Raw genomic sequence first — 24523 nt, forward strand, 5'->3', positions numbered from 1 at the left:
GGCCTCATCCTCGCGCGCCTGTGGCTGCAGCGGAGGCCATGCCCAGCTGCGTGCGCAGCGACTGGAGCAGCAGCAACGCCGCGTCGAAGTCGAAGTCATCGAGCGCCCGCGCCAGCGGCGCGACACGGTCGACGCCGAAGGCGGCCCGCAGCCCGGCCAGCGACTCGTCGTCGAGCTCGCTGCGCTTGAGCGCCGCGGCCAGCCGGTCGATCAGGGTCTTCTTCTCGCGCAGGACCTGCGCCACGGCGACCGCGGCCGCCGACGGCTCCGCCATCGGCATCGGCGCGCTCGCGGCGAAACCGGACGGCGTGCCGTCGAGGTCCGCGACCGCGTCCAGCGTGTCCTGCAGCGCCATCGCCAGCGTGTCCACCAGCGCCATCAGGTCCTCCTGCTTGCCGAGCCGCAACGCCGACTCGACCGGCTGCGCGGCCGCGAGCAGTCCCGGCATCGCCAGGCTGCCGGCCACGCCGCGCCAGCGGTGCACCAGCCCGCGCATCTCGATCCATTGCCGGCCCTGCGTCAGCTGATGCAGCCGCGCGACGCCCTCGCGCTGTTCCTCGGCGAAACGGCGCAGGCCGCGCTGCCAGGCCGTCACGCTGCCCCAGAGCCGCAGGCCCTGCTGCCAGTCCAGCGGTCCCGCCGTCGCGTCGGCGATGCGGGCGTCGGTCGCATGGCGCGTCGCCGGCACCGGGCCGGCCGAGGACGGCGAGCGGCCCGGCGTCAGGCCCAGCACCCGGGCGATCTCGGCGAACAGACGCGCGGGCTCCACCGGCTTGACCGCGAAACCGTCCATGCCGGCCGCCAGCGCCGCCTGGCGGTCTTCCTCCAGCACGCTGGCGGTCAGCGCGACCACCGGCGTGTGGCCGCGGCCCTGCGCATGCTCGAAGTTGCGGATCCGGCGCGTCGCGCCCAGGCCGTCCAGGCCCGGCATGTGGACGTCCATCAGCACCGCGTCGAAACGCTCGTCGGAGAAGGCCTTCAGCGCCTGCAGCCCGTCCGAGGCCAGCGTGACCTGATGGCCTTCGCGGCCCAGGATGAGCTGCAGCAGCTCGCCGTTCTGCGCGACGTCGTCCGCCACCAGCAGACGCAGCGGCGGCAGCGTGACGGCGACCTCGGCCGCGTCGGACTCGGCGCGCGTGGCGTCGCCCGCCGGCAGCGGCAGCCAGACGTGGAAGGTGCTGCCCTGGTCGAGCTCGCTGTCGACGGTGATGCGGCCGCCCATGCGCTCGACCAGCTGGCGCGAGATCGTCGTGCCCAGGCCGGTGCCGCCGAAGCGGCGCGTCGTCGAGGCGTCGGCCTGCGCGAAGGCGTCGAAGATGCGGTCCAGCCGGTCGGGGGCGATGCCGATGCCGGTGTCGATGACGGCCAGGTGGATCTGTCCGGACTCCTGGCGCATGCGCAGCGTGACGACGCCGCGCTCGGTGAACTTGATGGCGTTGCCGACCAGGTTCAGCAGCACCTGCTGCACGCGCAGCGGGTCGCCCTTGAAGAAGCGCGGCTCGGCGCTCGGGTAGTCGAGGTACAGCGCCAGGTTCTTGCGCTGCGCCAGCAGGCGCAGCGAGTTCAGCGCCTGCTCGCAGACGGTGCGCAGCGAGAAGTCGGCGACCTCCAGCTCCATCGCGCCCTTGTCGAGCTTGGCGGTGTCCAGGATGTCGTTGAGCAGCGCCAGCAGCGAGCGCGCCGAACCGCGCACGGTCGTCAGGTGGCGGCGCTGCGAGTCGGTCAGCGTGGTGTCCAGCAGCAGCTCGGTGAAGCCCAGGATGGCGTTCATCGGCGTGCGGATCTCGTGGCTCATGTTGGCCAGGAAGGCGCTCTTGGCCGCGGCGGCGGATTCGGCGCGCTCCTTGGCTTCCTCGAGCTGGCGTTGCAGGCGCTTGGGTTCGGTGATGTCGAGGATCGCGCCGTCGATCCACTTGGGCGCGCCGCTGGCGTCGCGCACCGCGCGGCCGCGCTCGGAGACCCAGCGCTCGCCGGCCTCGCGGGTGTGGACCCGGTACTCGAGCGAATAGGGCGTGTCGGCCGCGACCGCCGTCTCGACCGCCGCGTTCACGCGCTCCTGGTCGTGGCGGTGGATCAGCGCGGCGAAGTGCTGGCGGCCGTCCAGGAAGTCCTGCGCGGACCAGCCCGTCAACTCCTCGACGGCGTCGTTGATCAGCAGCATCGACCAGTCCGCGTCCAGGCGGCAGCGGAAGGTCACGCCGGGGCTGTTGGCGATGACGGTGCGGTACTTGGTCTCGCTGTCGCGCAGCGCCTGCTCCATCGCGAGCATGCGACGCCGCTCTGCCATCAGGTCGGTGTTGAGCCGGCGCAGCGCCAGCAGACCGTTGGCGCCGGCGGTGATCGCGCTGATCGCCAGCGCCATCACGGTCACGGCCAGCGCGAGCCAGCCCGCGTTCTCGATGCTGCTGTTGCAGGGGCCGTCGCCCAGGCCGACGAAACGCGCCGCGCCCATCGCCGTGTAATGCATGCCCGCGATGGCGCAACCCATCACGACGCCGCCGAGCAGGATCGCCCAGTGGCGGTGGATCCGGCCGGCCAGGCCGAAGCGGATCCACAGCGCCAGCATCGCCAGCAGCACCGCCACGACGATGGAGGCGCCGAACCAGACCGGGTCGTAGCGCAGCGCGATGGTCATCTCCATCGCCGCCATGCCGGTGTAGTGCATCGCGCCGATGCCCGCGCCGACCAGCACGCCGCCGACGATCAGGCGCCAGACCTCGAGCTGATGGCGGGCCAGCAGCGCGAGCGCGACCCAGGACGCGATCAGCCCCGGGACCATCGAGAGCGCGGTGATGTGGGCGTCGAAGCCGACCTGCGCGCAGAGCTGGAAGGCCAGCATGCCGATGAAGTGCATCGACCAGATGCCGCCGCCCAGGGCCAGCGCGCCGGTGGCGAGGATGGCCTGGCGGCGCCAGCCCTTGGCCGGCTTGGCCACGCCCGCGACCTGCAAGGCCAGCGCCGAGGTCAGCGAGGCGACGACGAGCGACAGCAGCACCAGGGGCCAGTCGTAGCGGCCGGTGAGCAGCAGCGTCGGGGCGCCGTCGCGGAACAGGAAGAACTGCGGCAGGACCGCGAAGAGTTCGGACACGGAGGGGGCAGGCCTTGCGCTCGCGCGAGCGCACAACCCAGGCGTGGGAGGAGTCCGCCATGGTGCCAAGAAGCGGCGTTCGCCATACGGCACAAATGCGCGGCATCCCGCCCGCAAATGAAAGCGCCCCGCGTGTGCGGGGCGCCAGATGGCGTTTATCGCCCAAACCGGCCGACCGCGGTCGGCGCCGGTCTCAGAACGCGGGAACGACCGCGCCCTTGTACTGCGTCTGGATGAAGCGCTTGACGGCGTCCGACTGCAGCGCGGCGGCCAGCTTCTTCACCGCCGGGGCGTTCTGGTTGTCGTCCCGCGTGACCAGCCAGTTGGCGTAGGGCGACTCGCCGCCCTCGATGGCCAGCGCGTCCTTGGACGGATTCAGTTTCGCTTCCAGGGCGTAGTTCGTGTTGATCAGCGCCAGGTCGACCTGCGGCAGGATGCGCGGCAGCGTGGCGGCCTCGATCTCGCGGAACTTCAGCTTCTTCGGGTTGTCGGCGATGTCCTTGGTCGTGGACAGGATGTTGGCCTTGTCCTTGAGCTTGATCACGCCGGCCTTGTCCAGCAGCAGCAGCGCGCGGCCGCCGTTGGTCGGGTCGTTGGGGATCGCGACGGTGCCGCCTTCAGGCAGCGCGGCCAGGGTCTTGTGCTTGGTCGAGTAGGCGCCGAACGGTTCCACATGCACGGCCGCGACGGCGACCAGGTGCGTGCCCTTGCCCTTGTTGAACTCGTTCAGGTAGGGCTTGTGCTGGAAGAAGTTGGCGTCCAGGCGCTTCTCGGCGACCTGCACATTGGGCTGGACGTAGTCGGTGAAGACCTTGACCTCGAGCGCCACGCCCTGCTTGGCCAGTTCGGGCTTGATGAGGTTGAGGATCTCGGCGTGCGGCACCGCGGTGGCGGCGACGGTCAGCTTCTCGGCGACGGCAGTGCCGGCGGCCGCCAGCGACAGGGCCGCGACGGCGGCGGTGAACAGCTTCTTCATGGGGACGAACTCCTCTGGGGGACGGTGCCGCGCGCCTGCTTGGGGCGCCCGGCGATGGAAGGGGGAGGCGGGGTCTAACGATGGGACACGCGGGTCACGAGCCAGTCGCCGACCATCTGCAGCAGCTGGACGAGCAGCAGCAGCAGCACGACGGTCACGACCATGACCTCGGTCTGGAAGCGTTGGTAGCCGAAGCGGATGGCGAGGTCGCCCAGGCCGCCGCCGCCGATGACACCGGACATCGCCGTGTAGCCGACCAGCGTGATGGCGGTGACGGTGAGCGCGGAGACGATGCCCGGGAGCGCCTCCGGCAGCAGGCCTTGCCACACGATCTGGCGGGTGCTGGCGCCCATCGCGAGGCCGGCTTCGACGATGCCGCGGTCGACGCCGCGCAAGGCGGTCTCGACCAGGCGCGCGAGGAAGGGCGTCGCGCCGACAACGAGCGGCGGGATCGCACCGGCCACGCCCAGCGAGGTACCGGTGACCAGCAGCGTGAACGGGATCAGCACGATCAGCAGGATGACGAAGGGCAGCGAGCGCAGCACGTTCACGACCAGGGACAGCAGCGTGTACACCTTGGGCGAGGACACCAGCCGGTCGCGGTCGAACAGGTAGAGCGCGATGCCCAGCGGCAGGCCGAGCAGCGCGGTGAACAGCAGCGAGCCGCCCAGCATCAGCAGCGTGTCGCCGCCGGCGGTGGCGATCTCGGGCCAGTCGATGGCCCGGAGCGTGTCCAGCAGGGCAGGGGTGGCGAGGCTCATGCGCGCAGCTCCTCGACCTGCACGCCGCGCTCGGCCAGCAACTGGCGCGCGGCGGCGCGGTCGCCGCCGCTGACGGCGATCGTCAATTGCCCGTAGGGCTGCTTCTTGATGCGGTCGATGCGGCCGGCCAGGATGCCGAAGTCCAGGTTCGCGTGGCGGGCGACCTCGCCCAGCAGGGGCTCGTAAGTGCGTTCGCCGAAGAAGGTCAGTCGCCAGAGGCTGCCCGCGACATGGGCGTAGTCGTCGCGCTGCTCGCCTTCGTCGACATGCTCGGACGCGAGGACGAAGCGCCTCGCGGTTCCCGAGCGCGGGTGGAGGAAGACCTGCGCCACCGGGCCCTGCTCGACGATGCGGCCGGCTTCGAGCACCGCGACGCGGTCGCAGACGCGACGGACCACGTCCATCTCGTGCGTGATCAGGACGATGGTCAGCTTCAGCTCGTCGTTGAGCTCGGCCAGCAGGTCCAGGATGGCGCGGGTGGTTTCGGGGTCGAGGGCGCTGGTGGCTTCGTCGCATAGCAGCACCTGCGGGTCCAGCGCCAGCGCCCGGGCGATGCCGACGCGCTGCTTCTGGCCGCCGGACAACTGCGCGGGGTACTTGTCGGCCTGGTCGGCAAGACCGACCCGCGCCAGCAGCGCTTGCACGCGCGGGGCGATCCGGGCGGCCTCCCAGCCGGCGATGCGCAGCGGCCAGGCGACGTTCTGCGCCACGGTGCGCGAGCTCAGCAGATTGAAGTGCTGGAAGATCATCGCGATCTTCTGCCGGGCGGCGCGAAGACCGGCGGCGTCGAGTGTCTGAAGATCCTGGCCCGCCACGACCACCCGGCCGGAGTCCGGGCGCTCCAGCAGGTTGATCACCCGCAGCAGCGTGCTCTTGCCTGCCCCGGATGCGCCGATGATTCCGAACACCTCGCCCGATTCGATCTTCAGGTCCACGCCCTGGAGCGCCGGAACGCGGCGACCCTCGACGTCATACGATTTGTGCAGGTCTTGAAGTTCGATCACGGGAAGAAGAAGGACGCTAGCGGCAGGTGACACCCGTTGCCGTCGTGCGCCTCTTTGGGGCGGAAACCGTGATGCTTAGGGATTACCCGGCGTTTGGCAAGCAATCAATGCTTATATGCATATGCCCAGGTGGGGAATCTGCTGAATTCGAATAACGACAAGCGCGCCTTCTTCACGCCGAACCCCGGTCGGACTCCCTCTCCCGCACCGCGGGAGAGGGTGGGGGTGAGGGCCAGCGGACGTGGCAGTCAACGACATCCGCACCCGGGCAAGGGTCAGTTCTTGCGTGAGGCTGCTGGCCCTCACCCCTGCCCTCTCCCGCAGGCGGGAGAGGGAGTCAGAGAGCGAGGACTGCTCAGGCGGGAAGGGAGAGCGATGCGAGCTCTCTCACGAGATCCGCAATGTTGTTGCGCAGCGCCGACTCCGTGGCGATGCGCAGTTGCTCAGTCGGATTCAGGCTGTCGTCGATGCCGGCCTTCTGCGTCGTGCGCAGCGTGCGCTGGTACAGCACCTTGCCGCCGCCAGCGGCACGTTCCGTCAAGGTGTAGCGGACGGAGAGGGCAACCTCCGGCAGCACCGGCACGTTCGGCTGCGCCAAGGCCAGCACCTCGACCTGCAACTGGTAGCGGCCGGTGTCGGGAACGTCCGGCATCAGACCCAACCGCCGCAGCGACTCCTGGTAGGTCTGGTTCAGCGTCATCGCGTTGATTCGGCTGCCCCACCAGCGCGAGGTCTCCTGGCCGCCGGTGACCGGCAGCAGGTCGATGTTGCGGCGAAGCTGCGGGCTCAGCCACGAGCGCAGCTGCAGCGACTCCATGTCGGTCAGCGAGGACTCCAGCGGACGGGCCGGCGTGCCGCATCCCGCCAGCAGCGCGCAGGCGCAGGCCGCGGCAGCCAGCGAGGCCAGCGCGGAACGGGAGGGAGCGGGGCGACGGTCGATCATGCCGGGCATCTTGCCTCCGCGAGCCGGGCATCGATCGCCCGAAGTGGACCGCTTTCGAGGCTCAGTGTCGGGGGCTCATGGCCCGGGGCTCAGAGCCGCCGATGCTGCAGCGCCGGCAGTTGCTCGCGCACCTGCGCGATGCGCGCCGGATCGATCTTGGCCACCGCCAGGCCTTCGCCCTCGGGCACGCAGGCCAGGACCTCGCCCCAGGGGTCGACGATCATGCTGTGGCCCCAGGTGCGGCGGCCGTTCTCGTGCGTGCCGCCCTGCGCGGCCGCGATGACGTAGGCCTGGTTCTCGACCGCGCGGGCGCGCAGCAGCAGTTCCCAATGGGCCTGACCCGTCGTGAAGGTGAAAGCCGCCGGGACGCTGATCAGGTCGAGCGGGCGCTCGCCGCTGAAGCTCATCGCGCGGTACAGCTCGGGGAAGCGCAGGTCGTAGCAGATGGACAGGCCCACGCGCAGCGCGGGACCGCCAGGGATCTCCGCGTCGACGGTCACCGGTGTCTCGCCGGCCTCCAGCACGCGGGCCTCGTCGTAGCGCTCGCGGCCGTTGTCGTAGCAGAAGAGGTGGAGCTTGTCGTAGCGCGCCGTCAGCGAGCCGTCCGGCGCGAAGACGCAGGTGGTGTTGCGCACCCGCTCCGCGGGCTCCGGCGCGCCGGCGATCGCCATCGGCAGCGTGCCGCCGAGGATCCACACGCCGTGCTCGCGCGCCGCGCGGCTGAGCGCGCCCTGGATGGGCGCGTCGAAGTCGCCGGGCCGCTCGGCGAATGGCAGCTTGTCGGTGTCCTTGTGGCCCATCAGGCAGAAGTACTCCGGCAGCGACACCAACGCGGCGCCTTGCCGGGCGGCCTCGCCGATCCAGTGGCGGGCGCGCTCGAGGTTCTCTTCCAGCCGGGTGACGGAGACCATCTGGATCGCGGCGACGGTGACCGGCGCGGCGCCTGGCAACCCGGTGGTGTGGGATGGCGTGCTCATGGGGCGGACTCTCCTTGCGCGGTGGCCGTGCTGTTGTAGCTGCCCTGCGGCTGGGCGCGGCGCGGCAACTGCTCGATGCGCGGATCGGACCATGTGCCGGTGACGCGGAATTCCTCGCTGCTGGCGGCGGCGAGCGGCTTGCGCAGCAGCCACTGCGCCAGGAAGGCGCCCAGCCCGATGGCGGGGTTCACCGCCGCATAGGCGAGCGCGGCGCCGCCGGCGTTGATCTCGGGCAGGACCAGCACGTGCAGGTCCTGCGTCTCGGCGGCCAGGTCGGCGTTGCCCTCGATGAGCACGGCGGCCTGCAGGCCCTTCATGCGCAGGTTGTCGCTGCGGGCCACGCCCTTGCCGATCTTGATGTCGCCGGTGACGTTGTCGAAGGCGAAACCCTCGGCGAACACGTCGCGGAAGTCCAGCATCAGTCGCCGCGGGATGGACTGCAGGCTCAGCACGCCCAGCAGCCGCCCGACGCCGGGCTCGGCCTTGAGGAACTGGCCCTTCTCCATCTCGACGTTCAACTGGCCGCTCATGCTGGCGTAGTCGGGCGAGAGCGGCGAGCCCTGCCAGGCCACCTGTCCGGTGAGTTCGCCCTTGCCGCCGCGCAAGACCTGGCCCTGGCCGAGCCGCTCCAGCAGCCTGCCTGCGTCCGCGACGTCCAGCTTCCAGTCGAGTTCGGTGCGGCGCAAGGCCTGACCCGGCTCCGGCGCCCACTTGCCGGACGCGCTCAGCGTCGCGTCGGGGCTCTTGAGCACGAGCCGGCCGAGGCGCCAGTCGCGCGCGTCGCTCTGCTGCTGGGCGTCGATCTCGAGCCGGCCCAGCCGCTTGCCGCGCAGCTCGAAGTCCTCGACGACGATGTCCAGCGTGGGCACCGACTTCGGCTGCTTCTCGAGCAGCTGCTCGACGCCGTCGACGTCGCTGCGGGGCACGGACAAGCGCGACAGCCGCGCATAGACGCGGCCGGGCTGGTTGGGCTTCGCGGCGCGGACCTCGATGAGGCCGCTCAACTGCTGCGCGTCCATCGAGACGCGCCAGCCCGCGCCGGCGTCGTGCGAGATGCCGGCCGTGACCGCATTCAGCGTGCGGCCCGCGACCTGCAGGGTCTGCGCCTTCAGCGTGAGCTGCGACGGCGCATAACCGCCCTCGGCCATGCCCTCGGTCGCGCTGTCGAGCGCCGCGCCTTCCTTCGCGCCGCTCAGTCCCGGCAGCGCGGTCTGCCAGGCGTCGGCGTTGATCTGGTCGAAGGTGGCGCGGGCGACAACGCCCTGCGCCGGCAGCTCGGGCAGCTTCTCGCGCACGGCGACCGCGCCGCGCAGGACCTTGGCCTCGTGCGTCACGTCGCGCTGGTAGAGCGCCTGCAGCGGGCCGGCCTCGACGCGCAGCTCTTCGCGCTGGGAGCCCGCCGGGGCCGCGATCGCCCGCGTGGCGATGCGCAGGGGCCAGGTCTCGTCGGCGGCCTTGCGCATCGGCGCCGGCAGGTTCACCGCGATGCCCTGCATCGGGCTGGCGACGGTGATCTCCGTCTGTCCGCCCTTGAGCACGCCCAGCTCGAATCGCACGGCGGTCTGGCCGGTCATCACCGAGGCGACCTGGTGCAGGCCCAGCTCCGGCGCATTGCGCAGCGCATCGGCCGTCACCGTGCCCGACGCGGCGAAACGCATCGAGCCGTCGGGCTGGCTGCCGCCGTCGAAGCTCGCGTCGCCGCCCAGCACGCGCGCCTGACCGCCGCGGATCTGCAGCCCCTTCTGGTCGAAGCTCACCAGGGCCTTCGCCTGGCCGAGCAGCGGGGTGTCGGGCCGCAGGCGCACGTCGTTGCCGGTCAGCGTCACCAGGCCCTTCACCGTCGTGTCGTCGATGTGCATCAACGGCAGCCGCAGGTTGAGCTTGAGCGTCATCGGACCGGTGGCGCTGGTGTTGTCCAGCACGTGGCTGGTCAGCGCCGCGACGGGGGAACTCTTCACGTAGCGCAGGGCGTCCCCCAGCGCGCCGCGCGCCTGGCCATCGATTTCCAGCACCGGGGCGTGGTGGTACAGGTCGGGAATCGCGCCCTGCACATTGGCCAGGTCCACGCCCATCAGCCTGGCCTTGGCGTTGCGGATGCTCATCGAGGCGCGGTCGAAGATCAGCTCGGTGTCCAGCTGCTCCATCACCGGCCAGGGCGACTGGAAAGCCGGGTGATCGTCCTCGGCGGGATGGCTGGGCACGTAGGCCAGCGTCAGGTTGCGGACCTGTCCGGAGACGCGGAACTGGCCCTTGCTGCGCGGCGCGTCGAAGGGGAACTCGAGCAGGTCGCCCTGCAGCCGCACCTGGATCTTGTGGACGCTGCCGTCGCGGATCGCGTCGCGGACGTAGCGCCGGGCGTCACGCCCCATCGAGGCGGGCAGGTAGCGCAGCACGCGCGGCGCGCGGATCTCGTCGATGCGGCCGGTCAAGTCGAGCTTGCCGGCGTCGTGCGGGCGCTTGCCGTCGCCGCTCTGCCAGGAGCCGTCGATCTCGGCGCGCAGGTCGTCGTTGGCGATGCGCACGCCGTTGAACTGCACCGACCAGCGCGTGCGGGGCTCGGCGGGGGCCGAGGCCGCGCTCGCCACCGGGGCCGCCGCCAGCGGCCCGGTCGCCGGCGCCATGAGGGGGACAGCCACAGGCACAGGCACAGGCACAGGCGCCGGCGCGCGTTTGCCGCCGGCGAGCGGTGCCGGACGCTGCGCCTGCCAGCGCAGGCTGGCCTGCGCCTGCTTGAGCGGCACGGACGCTTCCTCGAAGACGCCGGGCAGCGTCACCTGGCCGTCGTTGATCGCCAGCGTGGCGGTGCCGCCCTGCTCATTGGCGTCGAACTGCAGATCGGCGCCGCTGACGCCGGGCCGGCCGGTCGGCGGCGCGGAGCCTGGATCCGCGGGAGACTCCGGCGCCGCGGCCGTCAGGTGCAGGCCTTGCAACTGGCCCTTGGCCCGGTAGCTGCGCGGCGCGTCGAGCGGGCCGTCCCAATGGAGTTGCAGCGCATGGAGCAAGCCGCCGGGTTTCATGTCGGCGATCAACTGGCGCTGCGATTCGGCCAGCGGCAGCCGGGCCAGGATCTGGGAGCCCAGCGTCAGGTCCAGCTGCTGCGCCTGGAAGTCCCCGCCGGTCAGCAGACCGGTCTTCGGGTCGCGCTTCACGTCCAGCAGCCAGTCCGAGCGCGGCCAGTCGAGGCCGTCGCCCGCCTGGAAGCCGAGCTGCCGGGCTTCCAGCGACAGCGATTCCGGCGTCTGCTTCAGCACCAGCCGGCCGCCGATCTTGGCCAGCGCCAGCTCCGGCAGCCCCGGCGCGACGCGCAGCTTCACCGCGCGCAGGCCCATGTCCAGGGTCAGGCTGCGCGGCTCGCCGCGATCGATGTCCAGCCAGGCGCGCAAGGCGCCGTCGCCTTCGTTGAGTTCGAAGGGCAGGTCCACGTAACGGCGCAGCTCGCTGACGTCGGTGCGCGGCAGATGACCGAAGAGCTGCCCGCTCCAGCGCTGCACCGCGCCGGGCCGGTCGAGCAGCGACTGGGTGAACTCGCCGCGCAGCGTGAAGCGCTCGCCCCAGCCGGCCGGCGGCGTCGCATCCAGCCGCAGCCGGTGGCGGCGCAGGCCGTTGCGCAGCACCAGGTTCAGGTCGAAGAGCTCCAGCGGCGGCGCGGCGCGCAGCTCGTCGACCCAGCGGATGCGGCCGTGCAGGATGACGAATTCATGCTGCTCGAAGAACCAGTCGGCGGCGTCGTCGGAGGCCTGCGCGTCGGCGGGGCCGTCGACGCTCAAGCCGGCGATGAAGACGCGGCCCTTGGCGTCGCGGCGCAGCAGCAGCTCCGGGCTGTCCAGCAGCAGCTGGGAGAAGCGCAACTCGAAGGCCAGCAGCGAGCGCGGCGACAGCGCGGCGCTGACGCGCGGCAGGTGCAGGGCCTCATGGCCGGCGGTGTCGATGATCCGGACGTCGCGCAGGTCCAGCGTGGGGATCCAGCCCGAGGATTTGGCGCTGATGGCGCCGATCTTCACGGGTACCCCCAATGCCTGGGTGGCCTGCTTTTCGAGCTGGGGTCGCCAGTCGTCGATGTGGGGCAGAATCGCCCAGTGCAATGCCAGCCAGGCCGCGATCAGCAGGGAGAAAACCCCTGCGGAAGCCACCCCGAGCCACAGGGCGCAACGTGCCCACCAGCGTCGCTTCGCGACCACGGAACCGGAGTCAGAACTGGTGGCGGCGGACGAAGACATGTAAGGGTGGACGGCGGTCGCCGAATCTAGCACAGCCATTCCGGCCATGAGCCAGCGAGAGCATTCTTTACCGATGGATTCAGTTGCCTCGGCAACCGCCGACCCGACGGGCGTTCCGACGCCCGCCGCGTCCGCGGACCACAGCCGTTTCGTTCAGCGCATCCGCCGCCGTTACGCGGCTGAATTGCCGTTGCTGCCGCCCGGGCTGCCGGACGACGTCACGATGCGTGCCGTCGTGGAGCGGCTCCGGCAAACCGGGCGCCCGCTCCCCGCCGCGCTGCGCGTGATGCGCCAGCTGGTGATGGAGCGGCTGGCCGTGCTCGACGTCGAGCAGGGCGCCCCGATGACCGACGTGACGCAGGCGATGACGCACCTGGCGGAAGTGGCGCTGGACATCGGCGTCGCCCACTGCCGCGCCGAGCTCGACGCCGAATACGGCGCGCCGCGCGACGCCGTCGGCCAGGACATCGACTTCTGGGTCGTCGGCATGGGCAAGCTCGGCGGGCGCGAACTCAACGTCTCGTCCGACATCGACCTGATCTATGTCTACGAGGAAGACGGCCTCACCCCGGGCAACGCCGCCGGCGGCCACAAGATCTCCGCGCACGAGTACTTCGCGCAGCTGTCGCGGCGGCTGTCGACGCTCATCGGCGACGTCACCGAGGACGGCCAGGTCTTCCGCGTCGACCTCGCGCTGCGGCCGAACGGGAACTCCGGGCCGCCCGCCGTGAGCATGGCGATGCTGGAGGAGTACTTCCTCGTCCAGGGGCGGGAATGGGAGCGCTTCGCATGGCTGAAGAGCCGTGTCGTCGCGCCGCGCGCCAGCGTCAAGGACGGTCGCGCGATGCAGCTGCGCAGCCTCGTGACGCCTTTCGTCTACCGGCGTTATCTGGATTACGGCGTCTTCGAAGGCCTGCGGCAGCTGCACCGCAAGATCCGCGACGAGGCGCAGCGCCGCGCCGCCGGCCGGCCGGAGCGGGCCAACGACGTCAAGCTGTCGCGCGGCGGCATTCGCGAGATCGAGTTCATCGTCCAGCTGCTGCAGGTGGTGCGCGGCGGGCAGTTCCCCGAGATCCGCACCCGCTCGACGCTGAAGGCGCTGACGCGGCTGGCCGCGCGCGGCCTGATGAAGCCCGAGACCGCCACGGCGCTGGCCAAGGGCTACGACTTCCTGCGCCGCGTCGAGCACCGCATCCAGTACCTGGACGACCAGCAGACGCACTGCCTGCCGGCGGCGGACGAGGACATCGGCTGGATCGCGCGCAGCCTGTGCCTGACCTGCGACAGCCGCGCCTGTCCGCTGCTGGACAAGCTGATGGAGGTGCGGGAGCTGGTCGCGACCGAATTCGACGCGCTGCTGCACGACGGCGTCTCGCCCGGCGGCAAGGGCAATTGCAGGAACGGCATGTGCGGCGGTCCGCCGCTGCCGATCGACAGCGAGGAGTTCCTCGAGAAACTGCCGCCGGAGCTGGCGGCCAACGTGCGCCGCTGGGCGCAGCAGGCGCGGGTGCAGAACCTGCGCGAGGACTCGCGGCTGCGTCTGGCCAAGCTGGTGGGGCGCGCGGCGCAGGCGGTGCGGCAGGGCGAGTGCACGATGGACGCGGCGCAGCGTTTCGTCGACTGGATCGAGCCGCTGCTGCGCCGCGAGAGCTACCTGGCGCTGCTGGTCGAGCGGCCCGCCGTGCAAGGCCGGCTGCTGCGGCTGCTGGGCCTGGCGCGCTGGCCGATGCGCTACCTGATGCAGCATCCCGGCGTGATCGACGAACTGGCCGACGCGCGCCTGCTGCTCGAGCGCTTCGACGGGCCGGCCTTCATCCAGGACCTGCAGGCGCGCCACGACGCCTGGGCCGAACACGGCGAGGCGAGCGAGGACGCGCTGCTCGACAGCGTGCGCCGCGCGCATCACGCCGAGGTCTTCCGCACGCTGGTGCGGGACGTGGAAGGGCAGATCAGCGTCGAGCAGGTCGCCGACGAGCTGTCGCTGCTCGCGGACGCCACGCTGCAATGCGTGCTCGACTGGGCCTGGGACCGCCTCAAGCAGAAGCACCGTCCGGCGCCGCGCCTGGCGGTGATCGCCTACGGCAAGCTGGGCGGCAAGGAACTGGGCTACGGCAGCGACCTTGACCTGGTCTTCCTCTTCGACGACGAGGACGAGAACGCTGCCGAGATCTACGGCGCCTTCATCCGCAAGCTGATCACCTGGCTGACGATACGCACGGCGGCCGGCGAGCTCTTCGACATCGACACCGCGCTGCGACCCAACGGGAACTCGGGGCTGCTGGTGACCTCGCTGTCGTCGTTCGAGAACTACCAGGGCGGGCGCGGCAGCAACACGGCCTGGACCTGGGAACACCAGGCGATCACGCGGGCGCGTTTCTGCGCCGGCGATGCGTCACTGGCCGAGCGCTTCGAGGCCACGCGCCGCGCGGTGCTGACGGCGCCGCGCGATCCGGCGGCGCTGCGCGAGGAGGTCGTCGCCATGCGCGAGAAGCTGCGCGCCGCGCGGACCGCGCGCGTCGGCTTCTTCGACGTCAAGCACAGCCCGGGCGGCATGGTGGATGCCGAGTTCGCGCTGCAGTACCTGATCCTGGCGCACTCCGCGCAGCATCCGGAGCTGCTGGCCAACGCCGGCAACATCGCCTTGCTGCAGCGGGCGGAATCGGCCGGGCTGCTGCCCGCCGACGTGGGGCGAGCGGCCGCCGACGCGTATCGCGAACTGCGCCGGGTGCAGCACCGGGCGCGGCTGAACGAGCAGTCGACCTCGCTCGACGCCGAGGCCGCCGAGGCGCTCCAGCAGCAACGCCAGGCGGTGCTGGCGCTCTGGCGGGCCGTCTTCGGCTGAGCGCCCGCAGCGGGACGCCGGATGCCGGGACGCGCGTGGCTCCTCGTCGCGATGGCGCTGGCCATCGGCTCGCTGGTGGCCTGGATCCAGGTGCCGCAGGTGCAGGCGGCGATGGAGTGGCGGCCGGGACTCGCGGGACTCGCGGGACACGAGCCGTGGCGGGCCGTCACCGCGGCATGGCTGCACTGGAGCCCGCAACACCTGATCGCGAACCTGGCCGGCTGCGCCGTGGTCGGCCTGCTCGGCGTCGCCGCGCGGCTGACCGCGCGCGACGCGGCGGCCTGGCTGCTGGCCTGGCCGCTCACGCAATTCGGCCTGCTGATCGAGCCGACGCTCGATCGTTTCGGGGGGGCGTCCGGCGTGCTGCATGCGGGCGTCGCGGTGGCGGCGATCGGGATGATGCGGATGCGGGCGTCGCACGGGCGGGAACGGGTGATCGGCCTGCTCATCGGCCTCGGGCTGATCGTGAAGGTCGCGGCGGAGCGCCCCTTGTCGGCGCCCGCCTTGCGTCACTGGGACGGCTGGAACATCGCGATCGCGCCGCTGGCGCACCTGACGGGACTGCTGGCCGGCGTGGCGACGGCGCTGCTGTGTGCGCTGGCCGCGCGGGCCTGGATGCGCCGCGCCAGTGGCGGCACGAGCCGCCGGGCATGATCCGGCCCCATGGAACGCAAGCAACATCTCGACAGCATGGCGGTGGTCATCCTTCTGGGATGTTGCGTGCTGTGGGGCCTGAACCAGGTCGCGGCCAAGGCCGCGCTGACGGAGATCGGCCCGCTGTGGCAGGCCGCGCTGCGCTCGGGCCTGGCCGGCGCGCTGGTGTGGGGCTTCGCGGCGGCACGCGGCATTGCACTGTTCCGACGTGACGGCAGCCTGCCGGGCGGCCTGCTCGCCGGCCTGCTGTTCGCGGCCGAGTTCGCCTGCATCTTCGTCGGGCTGCAGTACACGACGGCGTCGCGGATGGTGGTCTTCCTCTACCTGTCGCCGTTCGTCGTCGCGCTGGGCATGCCCTTGATCTCGCCGGCCGAGCGGCTGACGAAGCGGCAGGCCGTGGGGCTGCTGATCGCCTTCGGCGCGGTGGCCTTTGCCTTCGGCGAGGGCCTGCATGGGACCGGACAGACCCTGCAGTGGCTGGGCGACGCGTTGGGCGTGCTGGCCGCGCTGCTGTGGGGCGGCACGACGCTGGCGATCCGCGCGACGAAGCTGTCGTCCGCCAGCGCGGAGAAGACGCTGCTGTATCAGCTGGCGATCTCGGCCATCGCGCTCGCCGCCGGGGCGGTGGCCAGCGGCGAATCGTTGCCGCTCGACTGGTCCTGGCGCCTGCTGGGGCTGTTCGGCTTCCAGGCGGTGATCGTGTCGTTCGTGAGCTACCTGTTGTGGTTCTGGCTGATCCGCCACTACCCGGCGACCAAGCTGTCCAGCTTCACGCTGAGCACGCCGCTGTTCGGTCTCATCGCGGGCGCGCTGCTGCTCGGCGAGCCGATCACCCCGCGATTGATGCTCGCGCTCGCGGGGCTGGCGGCGGGGATCGTGATGGTGAATCGCTGAGGCAGAACGGGTCAGACGGTGTCGCTGGGTCACGCGCGGGCAGCGGGAAGCTTGATCCGTAGATTGCCACCGCCATGGAGCCGCGTTTCGTGAGTTCGAAGATCTTGTTGGCGGACTTTGAATAGCGAGGATGTTCGGCCCCCGCCGAACTGGTCATGGCACTGTCCGCGCCGATCACGGCGGCGCACTTGTTGAGGATCAGGATTTCGCTGGTCATCCGTTTTCCCGCTTCATGGAGCACTGACATTTCGAGCGCCGTCTGCCTGATGCGGAAGCGATCGATGGAAGCCTGAAATTGTTGAAGACCATCGCGGCAATTGGCAATTCGCCCATTTCGGTGAGCCCGGCGCAACTGCAGGTCATCACTCCCTCCAAATGGGAGTGCGTGAGTGGTTGATGACACCCCTTCGACCCTCGGATGGGGGAATCGCCCGTCACTTCGCATCACCATCCGCCAATTCGCCCGCGCAAATGCCATGACCGCATCGCCGTCCGACAGTGACTGCCTCGCTGCCGGATGAGGTGCTGGCGCCCGCGTGGCGTTCGACGTGGACCTCCTGATGTCGCCGGCAGACCCCGTCTGCAAAGGAAGGCGCTCATGTTGCCCAACGTCCAGAACCGCGCCGTCCCGTCGCCGATCGACACCACGCCCAGCGCACCGCCCAACACCCCGGTGTCGACGCCGGCAGGCGGGCAGGGCGGCGGCGCCGCGACGCAGTTCCCGGGCCTGGCGGCGCGTCCCACTGGCCCTTCCGCTGCCGGGGCCGGCGCTCCGCCGCGCCGCTCGAATTCGTTGCCGACGCTGCCTTCTCAGCAGCATGCGGCGACGGCATCGCCCTCCGGGCATCCTGCGCCGACACGTCCGACGTTGAGGATCGACACGACCGTCCCGCCGGCCCATTCGCAAGGGGTCTCGCCGAGTCAGGTGCCTTTGCCTGAAACGCCCGTGTCGCCGAGCAAGGTGCCCTTGCCCGAGTCGCCTGTCTCGCCGAGCAAGATCGCGTTGCCCGACAACCCCGTGTCGCCGAGCAAGGTGCCTCTGCCTGAAACGCCGGTCTCGCCCAGCAAGGTGGCGCTGCCCGACAGCCCCGTGTCACCGAGCAAGGTGCCTCTGCCGGAGTCGCCGCTCTCCGAAAACAAGCCTCAGGTGCCGGAGAGTTCAGTCGTTGCGGGCAAACGGCCCGCGACGTCGCTCGGCGGACCGTCGCTGCTCGCGACGAAGCCGCCGGCCAGGACATCCGCCACGCCGCCTCGGCTGAATCTCACGTCACCCCAGACGCCGACGCCGACACCCACTTCGACCGCGGCCGCTGCGGCCGCAACGGTGACGGCCGCCGCCAACACCACGACCACGGCAGCGACCACCACCGCCACCACCGGCACGCCGCCCGCCAACGTCTCCGCCAAGCAACTCACCGACGCCCTGCTGGCCACGCTCGGACAGCGTGCGACGACCTACGGCGGCGGTCACGCCATCGCCTGGGCGGTGCAGGCGATCACGCTGATGAGCGCCGGCGCGGCGGGGGCGTCGAAGGAGGCGCTCGGCGTGTCGTCCAGCGTGCTCGGCGGGCTGGCGGCCGCGCTGGGCAAGGAGTTCATCGGCGAGCACATGAAGACCAGACCGTCGCTCGGCGCGACGATCAAGCTGCCGGGAGACACCTTCATGCAGCGCGAGGGCCCGCGCGTGATGGCCGGCTTCAACGACATGTGGACGGCGATCGCCGGCGGCATGAGCGGCGTGGCCCTGGCCAACAAGCTGACGCCCGCGATGACGGAGGCCTTCAAGGCCAAGGGCATGCCGGAACCGATGGCGCAGGCCACCGCGATGATGGTCGCCGCCGTTGCGCAGCGCGCGGTGAGCGCCGGCTTCGACACCGTGTCCGACCTGACCAGCACGGTGATGAAGAGCAAGCTGCCTGGCGCGACCGGCGGCACCGCGGTCAACGACCAGGTGGACTACGCGACGATGAAGGCCGGCATGGCCGCCCGCATGATGATCAACTGGGGCCTGACCTTGCCGGTGGGCATTCCCGTGGGCCTGGGCAAGGCGCTGGCGGACGGCAACGCGTTCGCCAAGGCGGCGGCATCCAGCGCGCCGGCCTGGGCCGGCCTCAATTTCTGGATCAACGCCAAGATGAACATGGCCCCCATGTTCAAGAAGGACGAGCCCGCGGCCACCACGCCGCAGCCGCCCATCGCGTTGCATCGGATGGGCGCAGGCAACGACACGAACGTCTGACCTCCGGCCGGGTTGCGCATGTCGCCGCGCCGGTCCGATCAGCGCTCGATCAGCGCTCGATCAGAGCTCGATCAGAGCTCGATGATCCCGCGCTTCAGCGCGATGGTCACCGCATGCGTGCGGTCCTTCGCGGCCAGCTTGCCGAGGATGGTCCGCATGTGGACCTTCACCGTCTCTTCCGTCAACGAGAGGTGCTCCGCCACTTCCTTGTTGGCATGACCCAGCGCCACCAGTCGCAGCACCTGCGTCTCGCGCAGCGACAGCGCGCGGCTGCCGGCGTGCTGCGCGATGGCGGCCTCGATCGCCGGCGGCACCATCATCCGGCCGGCATGCACGCCCCGGATGGTGTCCAGCAGCTCGGTGCGCATCAGCCCCTTGAGCAGATACCCCACCGCGCCCGCCTTGATCGCGCGCGCGGCCTGGAAGTCGCCGGGGAAGGTCGTCAGGATCACGATCCGCGCCTGCGGGAACTCGCGCCGGATGGCGGTCATCGCCTCGATGCCGTCCATGTCCCGCATGCGCAGGTCCATCAGCGTCACGTCGGGCTGGTGCTGGCGGAAGCGCGACAGCGCTTCCAGGCCGGTCGTGGCCTCGGCCACCATGCGCATGTCGGGCTCGGCGTCGATGACCGTCGTGATGCCGCTGCGCATCAGCGCATGGTCGTCGACAGCCATCACGGTGATGGGGGAGGAGGTCGGAGCGGAGTCGTTCACGCGCGGTCAGCGGTCAGGTCGGAAGCGCCAGGATCGGCGGCGCGGAGGGCCAAGCGTAGCCGCAGCCGACAGTCCGGATCGCCCTCGGGGCCGATGACCCTCCCTCGAAAGAGTTAGCCCGGATCTGTCGCGCCGGCGCCTCGCCCCACCGCCTCATCCCACCGCCGCGGCTCGCCCGATCCTCCCCCTGCTTCTGCTAGTGTTCCGGCCCCATGACCTTGGCCCTTGCAATGTCCGTCGCCCCCCGCTTCGCGCCGCGGCCTTCGCCGATGGCAGCGGGGTTGCGCGGGATCGCAGGACTCATGACCGCGCTGCTGGTCGCGATGCTGCTGCTGGCCGCGGGTCCGGCCCGGGCGCTCGATCGCACGCTGGCCTTGAACCAGTTCCATCACCGCGCCTGGACGGCGGCGGACGGCGTACCGATGGAGACCTGGACCATGGCCCAGACGCCGGACGGCCTGCTCTGGATGGGCGGGCCGAACGGCCTGACCCGCTTCGACGGCGTGCGCTTCGAGCGCTTCCACCCGACGCCGCCCGCGGAGTTCCCGTCGGGCACCGTGGCGAAGGTGCTGGCGACGTCCGGCGGCGATTTGTGGGCGGCCTTCTTCCCGCGCGGGCTGGTGCGCATCCGCGGGGATCAGGTCTGGCGCGTGCCGGCGACGGAACCGGTGGCGACCGCCCGCATCCGGTACGTGGCGGAGGACGCGGACGGTGCGATCTGGGCGGGCGGCGCCACGGAGCTCTTCCGCTTCGGGAACGACCGCTGGGAACGCATCGGCGCGTCGTGGGGCGTGGAGGGTCGCGCCATCGACGGCGTGGTCGTGGACGGTCGCGGCACGGTCTGGCTCTGCGACAACGAGCGCCTGCTCGGACTGCCGCTGGGCGAGACGCGCTTCCGCATGGTCGGCGACTGCACGGGCGCGACCAGCCTGCAGGTCCTGCGCAGCGAGGCCTGGCTGGTCTTCGCGAACGAGATGCGCAAGGTGCCGGCGCTGTCCCGCCTGCCCGTCGCGGGGGATCCGCGGCTGTCGACGCGGCGTGGATCGTCGACGGTGGTGGACCGCGACGGCAACCTGTGGACCGTCTTCTGCCCGGCCGGCCTGTGCCGCCGCCGGCTGCCCTGGCCGCTGGAAGGGGACCGCGTGCCGCTGACCGGCGAGTACGAGCGCTTCGCCGCCCCCGAGGGCCTTTCGGGCGACTTCGGGATGATGATCCTGGAGGACGCGGAGGGCAGCCTGTGGGTCGCGACCAAGACCGGCCTGGACCGCTTCCGGCGCGCCCCGCTCGTGCCGGCGCCGATGCCGCGCGCCACCAGCAACTTCGCGCTCGCGGCGGATCCGGACGGCGGGGTGACCGTGGCGGCGTTCTCGCCGGTGGCGTCGACCGTGTGGCGCCTGTCGGGCAGCGCGAGCGAGGCCGGGAAGGTGGCGGCGCCGAGCGCGCAGATCACCGCGACGGGCCGCGACCGCCAGGGGCGGCTCTGGCTGGTCGGACCGGCGGGGCTCTGGCGCCGCGAGGGCGCGCGGTGGGCCGAGGTCCCCCGACCGCCGGGTGTCGGCGAGCGGTGGATCAGCGGCATCGTTCCCTACCGCGACGGCCTGATGGTGGCGTTCCAGCGCGGCGGCGTGCAGACCTGGGAGAACGGCCGCTGGCAGCCGCTGGCGCTGCCCGGCCTGCCCTCGCCGCTGGAGGCGGCCGTGGCCTGGGCCGGCGACGGCACCTACTGGTTCGGACTCAAGGACAACCAGGTCCTGCGCTGGAACGACGGCACGGTGCGCCGGTTCGGACCGGCGCAGGGCGTCGATGTGGGCGACGTGCTGCATGTCTACGCCGGCCGCACGCGCCTGCTGATCGCGGGCGAGCGCGGCGTGGCGATCCTCGGGGACAAGCGCTTCGTGCCCTTGACGACCGAGGTGCCGGAAACGCTGGCCGGCGTGTCCGGGATCGCCGAGACGATGACCGGCGATCTCTGGCTCAACGGCCGCAAGGGCGCGGTGCACGTGCGGCGCGACGACCTGCGCGCCTACCTCGACGATCCCGCGCGGCCCTTGACGGTCGAGGTGCTGGACACGCTGGACGGGCATCCCGGCGGCGCGACCGCGTTCTGGCCGCAGCCGAGCGTGGTGGAGGCCGCGGACGGTCGCCTGTGGTTCGCGGGCACGACCGGCGTGGCGTGGCTCGATCCCCTGCGACCGCGCAACAACCCGGTGGCGCCGGTGGTCCGCATCACCGGCTTGCGCGCCCATGGCGTCGACTACCCGTCGGGCGCGACGGTGACGCTGCCCCGACACGCCGAGATGATGGAGCTGCGCTTCTCCGCGGCCAACCTCGCGCTGCCGGAGCGGGTGCGTTTCCGCTACCGGCTGGATGGCGTGGACACCCGCTGGCGCGACGCGGGCGCGCGGCGGGAGACGGTCTACAACAGCCTGGGGCCGGGGAGCTACCGCTTCCATGTCCTGGCCATCAACAGCGACGGCGTCGTGGCGCCGGAGGAAGCGATCCAGGACATCGTCATCCCGGCCGCCTGGTATCAGACGGTGGTGTTCCGCGTGCTGTGCGTCGCCGTGGCGATCGCGTTGATCTGGGCCTTGCACCGGCTGCGCCTGAGGCAGGCCGCGCGGCGGGCGCGCGAGAAGATGCGCACCCGCATGGCCGAGCGCGAGCGCATCGCCCGCGAGCTGCACGACACCTTGCTGCAGGGCGTGCAGGGATTGATCCTGCGCTTCGAGACGCATTCGGCGCAGTTGCCGGCGGCGCACCCGGTGCGCGCGGCGATCGATGCGGACCTGGTGATGGCCGACGGCGTGCTGGACGAAAGCCGACGTCGCGTGATGGCCCTGCGCGGGACCGCGCCGGTCGGCGCCAGTCTGCCGCGGGCGCTGGAGGACATCGCCTCGCAGCTGGCGCGGGACTACGACGGCGAGTTCCGGCTCGAGATCGTCGGCCAGGAGCGCCCGCTGCGGGCGGAGGTCCGCGACGAGCTGCGGCTGATCTTCGGCGAGGCGCTGCTGAATGCCTTCCGGCATGCCCGGGCCAACCGGATCACAATGACCTGGCGCTTCGGAGGGTGGCGGCTTCGGGTGGAGCTGCGGGATGACGGTGCCGGCATGCCGGTGGATCTGGCGGCGACTGGCAAGCACGGGCACATGGGACTCGCGTCGATGCGGGAACGGGCCCAGACGCTGGGGGCGACGCTCAGGATCGAGAGCGCGCCCGACAAAGGCACGACGGTCGCGCTGACGATGCGGGCGTCCAAGGGCTATGCGGCCTGAAGACGCCTGGCCGGGCGGAGGTCCGCCATGAGCGGTCGTCTCACCGACACGTCACACCGACATGTCCACACCGATACGTCGCACCGACGCGCATCGCCGACTTGCATCATTGATCTGCAGAAGGACCCACGATGAGTTCAAGACTGTTTGCCCTCGCGAGCGCCGCGGCGCTCGTGTCCTCCCTGGCCGTGGCGCAGACGCCCGCCACCTCGCCAGCCGTCCCGCCCGCCGTCGGTGCCGCGGTCGCGGACCCGACCCGGCCGGCCAAGGACGTCCAGCAGGACGCCTCGCGCCGACCGGTGGACCTGGTGGCCTTCTCCAAGGTGAAGCCCGGCGACAAGGTCATCGACGCGGTGCCCGGCGGCGGGTACTGGACGCGGATCTTCTCGACCCTGGTCGGGCCGGGCGGCAGGGTCTACGCCTACGTGCCGGCCGAGTTCGCCGTCTTCAAGTCGAATCCACTGGCCACTGCCCGGGCCATCACGGCAGAGCCGGGCCATGGCAACGTCGAAGCGACGTCGAGCCCGCTCGCACAGCAGCCGCCGGCGGCCATCCACAACACACTCGACGTGTTCTGGACCTTCGAGAACTATCACGACTTCCACGACAGCTTCATGAAGGGCGCTGACGTGAACGCCTACAACCAGGCGGTCTTCAGCCTGCTGAAGCCGGGCGGCTACTACATCGTGGCCGACCACTCCGCCGTGGCGGGGTCAGGTCTGAAGAACACCGAGGACCTGCACCGCATCGATCGCGAGACGGTGAAGGCCGAAGTGATGAAGGCCGGCTTCGTGCTGGACGGCGAAACCGACGCCCTGGCCAATCCCGCCGACGACCGCACGCTGAAGGTGTTCGATCCGGCGATCCGCGGCAAGACCGACCGCTTCGTGCTGCGGTTCAGGAAGCCGGCGCAGTAAGAGGCCAGGCGGCCCGGGCGCCGCCTGCTTGCGCCGGATTGCGCCGAATCACGCCTGACCCCGCCCTCAGGGCAGCAGCACGATCTTGCCGATGGTCTGGCGGCTTTCCAACGCGCGATGGGCTTGCGCGCCGTCTCGCAACGCGACCGTCTGCGAGATGCGCGGCGCGACGGCGCCTGAGCGGATCCAACCGAACAGCTCCGTCGCGCGAGCGCGGCGCACTTCGACCGTCGTGAGCACGTTCCACAGATCGCCGCCGACGAGTGCCAGCGAGCGATCCATGAGCAGGCGCGGGTCCACCGGCGTCGGATCGCCCGCGGCCATGCCGTAGAACACGATCGTGCCGCCGGTGCGCGCGGCATCCAGGCTCTCTCGCAGCGTGGTGCCCACCGAGTCGTACACGACGTCCGCGCCGCGTCCGTCGGTGGCCGCCTTCGCGGCCTGCAACCACCCTTCGGTCGCGATCACGAGGTCAGCGCCGGCCTCGCGCACAGCTTGCCGCTTGGTCTCGGTCGACGCAATGCCGATGACGCGCGCGCCCAGGTGCTTCAGGATCTGCACGAGCAGCAGTCCCACGCCGCCCGCCGCCGCATGCACGACGGCCCAATCGCCGGGCCGCACCGCATCGCTGTCGCGGCACAGGTACTGCGCCGTCAGGCCCTGCAGCAGGCAGCCGGCGGCGGTCTCGAAGGAGATCTCGTCCGGCAGCGGAATGAGGCGACTCACGTCCACCGCGCAGAGCGCCGCGTTGGCGAACGGGCTGTCGGCGAAACCGACGCGCTGGCCGGGCCGCAGGCCGCTGTCCTCGGGCGCGACGATGATCTCGCCCGCACCCTCGTAGCCCAGGATCCACGGCGGCGAGCCGGCCAGGTGATAGTTTCCCTTGCGGCGGTAGACGTCCGCGAAGTTCAGGCCGATGGCGCGCATGCGCACCAGCGCCTGCCCGGGGCCGGGCACGGGATCGGGCACCGCTTCGTGGCGGAGGACGTCGGCATCGCCGAATTGGTGGAAGACCAGTGCGTGCAT

General features: G+C 71.1%; 15 protein-coding genes. 6 read left to right on the forward strand and 9 right to left on the reverse strand.

All coding sequences use genetic code 11. The features are described 5' to 3' along the window. Nucleotides 1–4 precede the first annotated feature (4 nt). The 7 genes from AC07O8_RS04390 to AC07O8_RS04420 all read right to left on the reverse strand — a co-directional run bounded on the left by AC07O8_RS04390 (nt 5) and on the right by AC07O8_RS04420 (nt 12014). Nucleotides 5–3088 (reverse strand): MHYT domain-containing protein, encoded by a 3084-nt coding sequence (locus tag AC07O8_RS04390; protein WP_495046862.1) that lies wholly within the window; start codon nt 3086–3088, stop codon nt 5–7. Nucleotides 3089–3281: 193 nt separating this feature from the next. Then, nucleotides 3282–4064, reverse strand: a complete 783-nt coding sequence (locus tag AC07O8_RS04395) for a MetQ/NlpA family ABC transporter substrate-binding protein (RefSeq protein ID WP_495046863.1) — start codon at nt 4062–4064, stop codon at nt 3282–3284. A 74-nt stretch (nt 4065–4138) separates the two neighbouring features. Then, nucleotides 4139–4825 carry a methionine ABC transporter permease gene (locus tag AC07O8_RS04400; RefSeq protein WP_495046864.1) on the reverse strand — a complete coding sequence of 229 codons (687 nt, stop codon included), beginning with the start codon at nt 4823–4825 and terminating at the stop codon, nt 4139–4141. Then, nucleotides 4822–5829, reverse strand: coding sequence for a methionine ABC transporter ATP-binding protein (locus AC07O8_RS04405; RefSeq protein ID WP_495046865.1), 1008 nt, complete (start codon nt 5827–5829; stop codon nt 4822–4824). Before AC07O8_RS04405 ends, AC07O8_RS04400 begins: the two co-directional genes overlap by 4 nt. A gap of 355 nt (nt 5830–6184) precedes the next feature. Beyond that, on the reverse strand, nt 6185–6772 hold the full coding sequence (locus tag AC07O8_RS04410; protein WP_495046866.1) for a hypothetical protein: 588 nt from the start codon (nt 6770–6772) through the stop codon (nt 6185–6187). An 89-nt stretch (nt 6773–6861) separates the two neighbouring features. Continuing rightward, nucleotides 6862–7749: a carbon-nitrogen hydrolase family protein gene (locus AC07O8_RS04415; protein ID WP_495046867.1), complete on the reverse strand. Its 888-nt coding sequence runs from the start codon at nt 7747–7749 to the stop codon at nt 6862–6864. After that, on the reverse strand, nt 7746–12014 hold the full coding sequence (locus tag AC07O8_RS04420) for a YhdP family protein (RefSeq protein WP_495046868.1): 4269 nt from the start codon (nt 12012–12014) through the stop codon (nt 7746–7748). Before AC07O8_RS04420 ends, AC07O8_RS04415 begins: the two co-directional genes overlap by 4 nt. A 25-nt stretch (nt 12015–12039) precedes the next feature. Here AC07O8_RS04420 and glnE point away from each other — a divergent pair, with 25 nt between their 5' ends. The 4 genes from glnE to AC07O8_RS04440 all read left to right on the forward strand — a co-directional run bounded on the left by glnE (nt 12040) and on the right by AC07O8_RS04440 (nt 18595). Continuing rightward, nucleotides 12040–14808: a bifunctional [glutamate--ammonia ligase]-adenylyl-L-tyrosine phosphorylase/[glutamate--ammonia-ligase] adenylyltransferase gene (gene glnE, locus AC07O8_RS04425; RefSeq protein ID WP_495046869.1), complete on the forward strand. Its 2769-nt coding sequence runs from the start codon at nt 12040–12042 to the stop codon at nt 14806–14808. A gap of 21 nt (nt 14809–14829) precedes the next feature. Further along, entirely contained in the window at nt 14830–15462 is a 633-nt protein-coding gene (locus tag AC07O8_RS04430; protein WP_495046870.1) for a rhomboid family intramembrane serine protease, read from the forward strand. A 9-nt stretch (nt 15463–15471) separates the two neighbouring features. Continuing rightward, a complete protein-coding gene (locus tag AC07O8_RS04435) occupies nt 15472–16356 on the forward strand; it encodes a DMT family transporter (protein ID WP_495046871.1) in 885 nt (294 codons plus the stop codon). 598 nt (nt 16357–16954) lie between these two features. Further along, nucleotides 16955–18595 (forward strand): hypothetical protein, encoded by a 1641-nt coding sequence (locus AC07O8_RS04440; protein WP_495046872.1) that lies wholly within the window; start codon nt 16955–16957, stop codon nt 18593–18595. A gap of 71 nt (nt 18596–18666) precedes the next feature. Here the strand turns inward: AC07O8_RS04440 and AC07O8_RS04445 are convergent, their stop codons facing one another. Further along, the gene (locus tag AC07O8_RS04445) at nt 18667–19308 is read right to left on the reverse strand and encodes a response regulator (RefSeq protein ID WP_495046873.1); all 642 of its coding nucleotides are present in this window, start codon (nt 19306–19308) and stop codon (nt 18667–18669) included. A gap of 302 nt (nt 19309–19610) precedes the next feature. Here AC07O8_RS04445 and AC07O8_RS04450 point away from each other — a divergent pair, with 302 nt between their 5' ends. Together AC07O8_RS04450 and AC07O8_RS04455 are read left to right on the forward strand one after the other, a co-directional pair. Continuing rightward, nucleotides 19611–22580, forward strand: a complete 2970-nt coding sequence (locus AC07O8_RS04450; protein ID WP_495046874.1) for a sensor histidine kinase — start codon at nt 19611–19613, stop codon at nt 22578–22580. Between the two features lie 131 nt (nt 22581–22711). After that, a complete protein-coding gene (locus AC07O8_RS04455; protein ID WP_495046875.1) occupies nt 22712–23497 on the forward strand; it encodes a class I SAM-dependent methyltransferase in 786 nt (261 codons plus the stop codon). 66 nt (nt 23498–23563) lie between these two features. Here the strand turns inward: AC07O8_RS04455 and AC07O8_RS04460 are convergent, their stop codons facing one another. Continuing rightward, the gene (locus AC07O8_RS04460; RefSeq protein ID WP_495046876.1) at nt 23564–24523 is read right to left on the reverse strand and encodes a quinone oxidoreductase family protein; all 960 of its coding nucleotides are present in this window, start codon (nt 24521–24523) and stop codon (nt 23564–23566) included.

The sequence above is a fragment of the Roseateles sp. GW821-FHT09G09 genome (assembly GCF_059415965.1).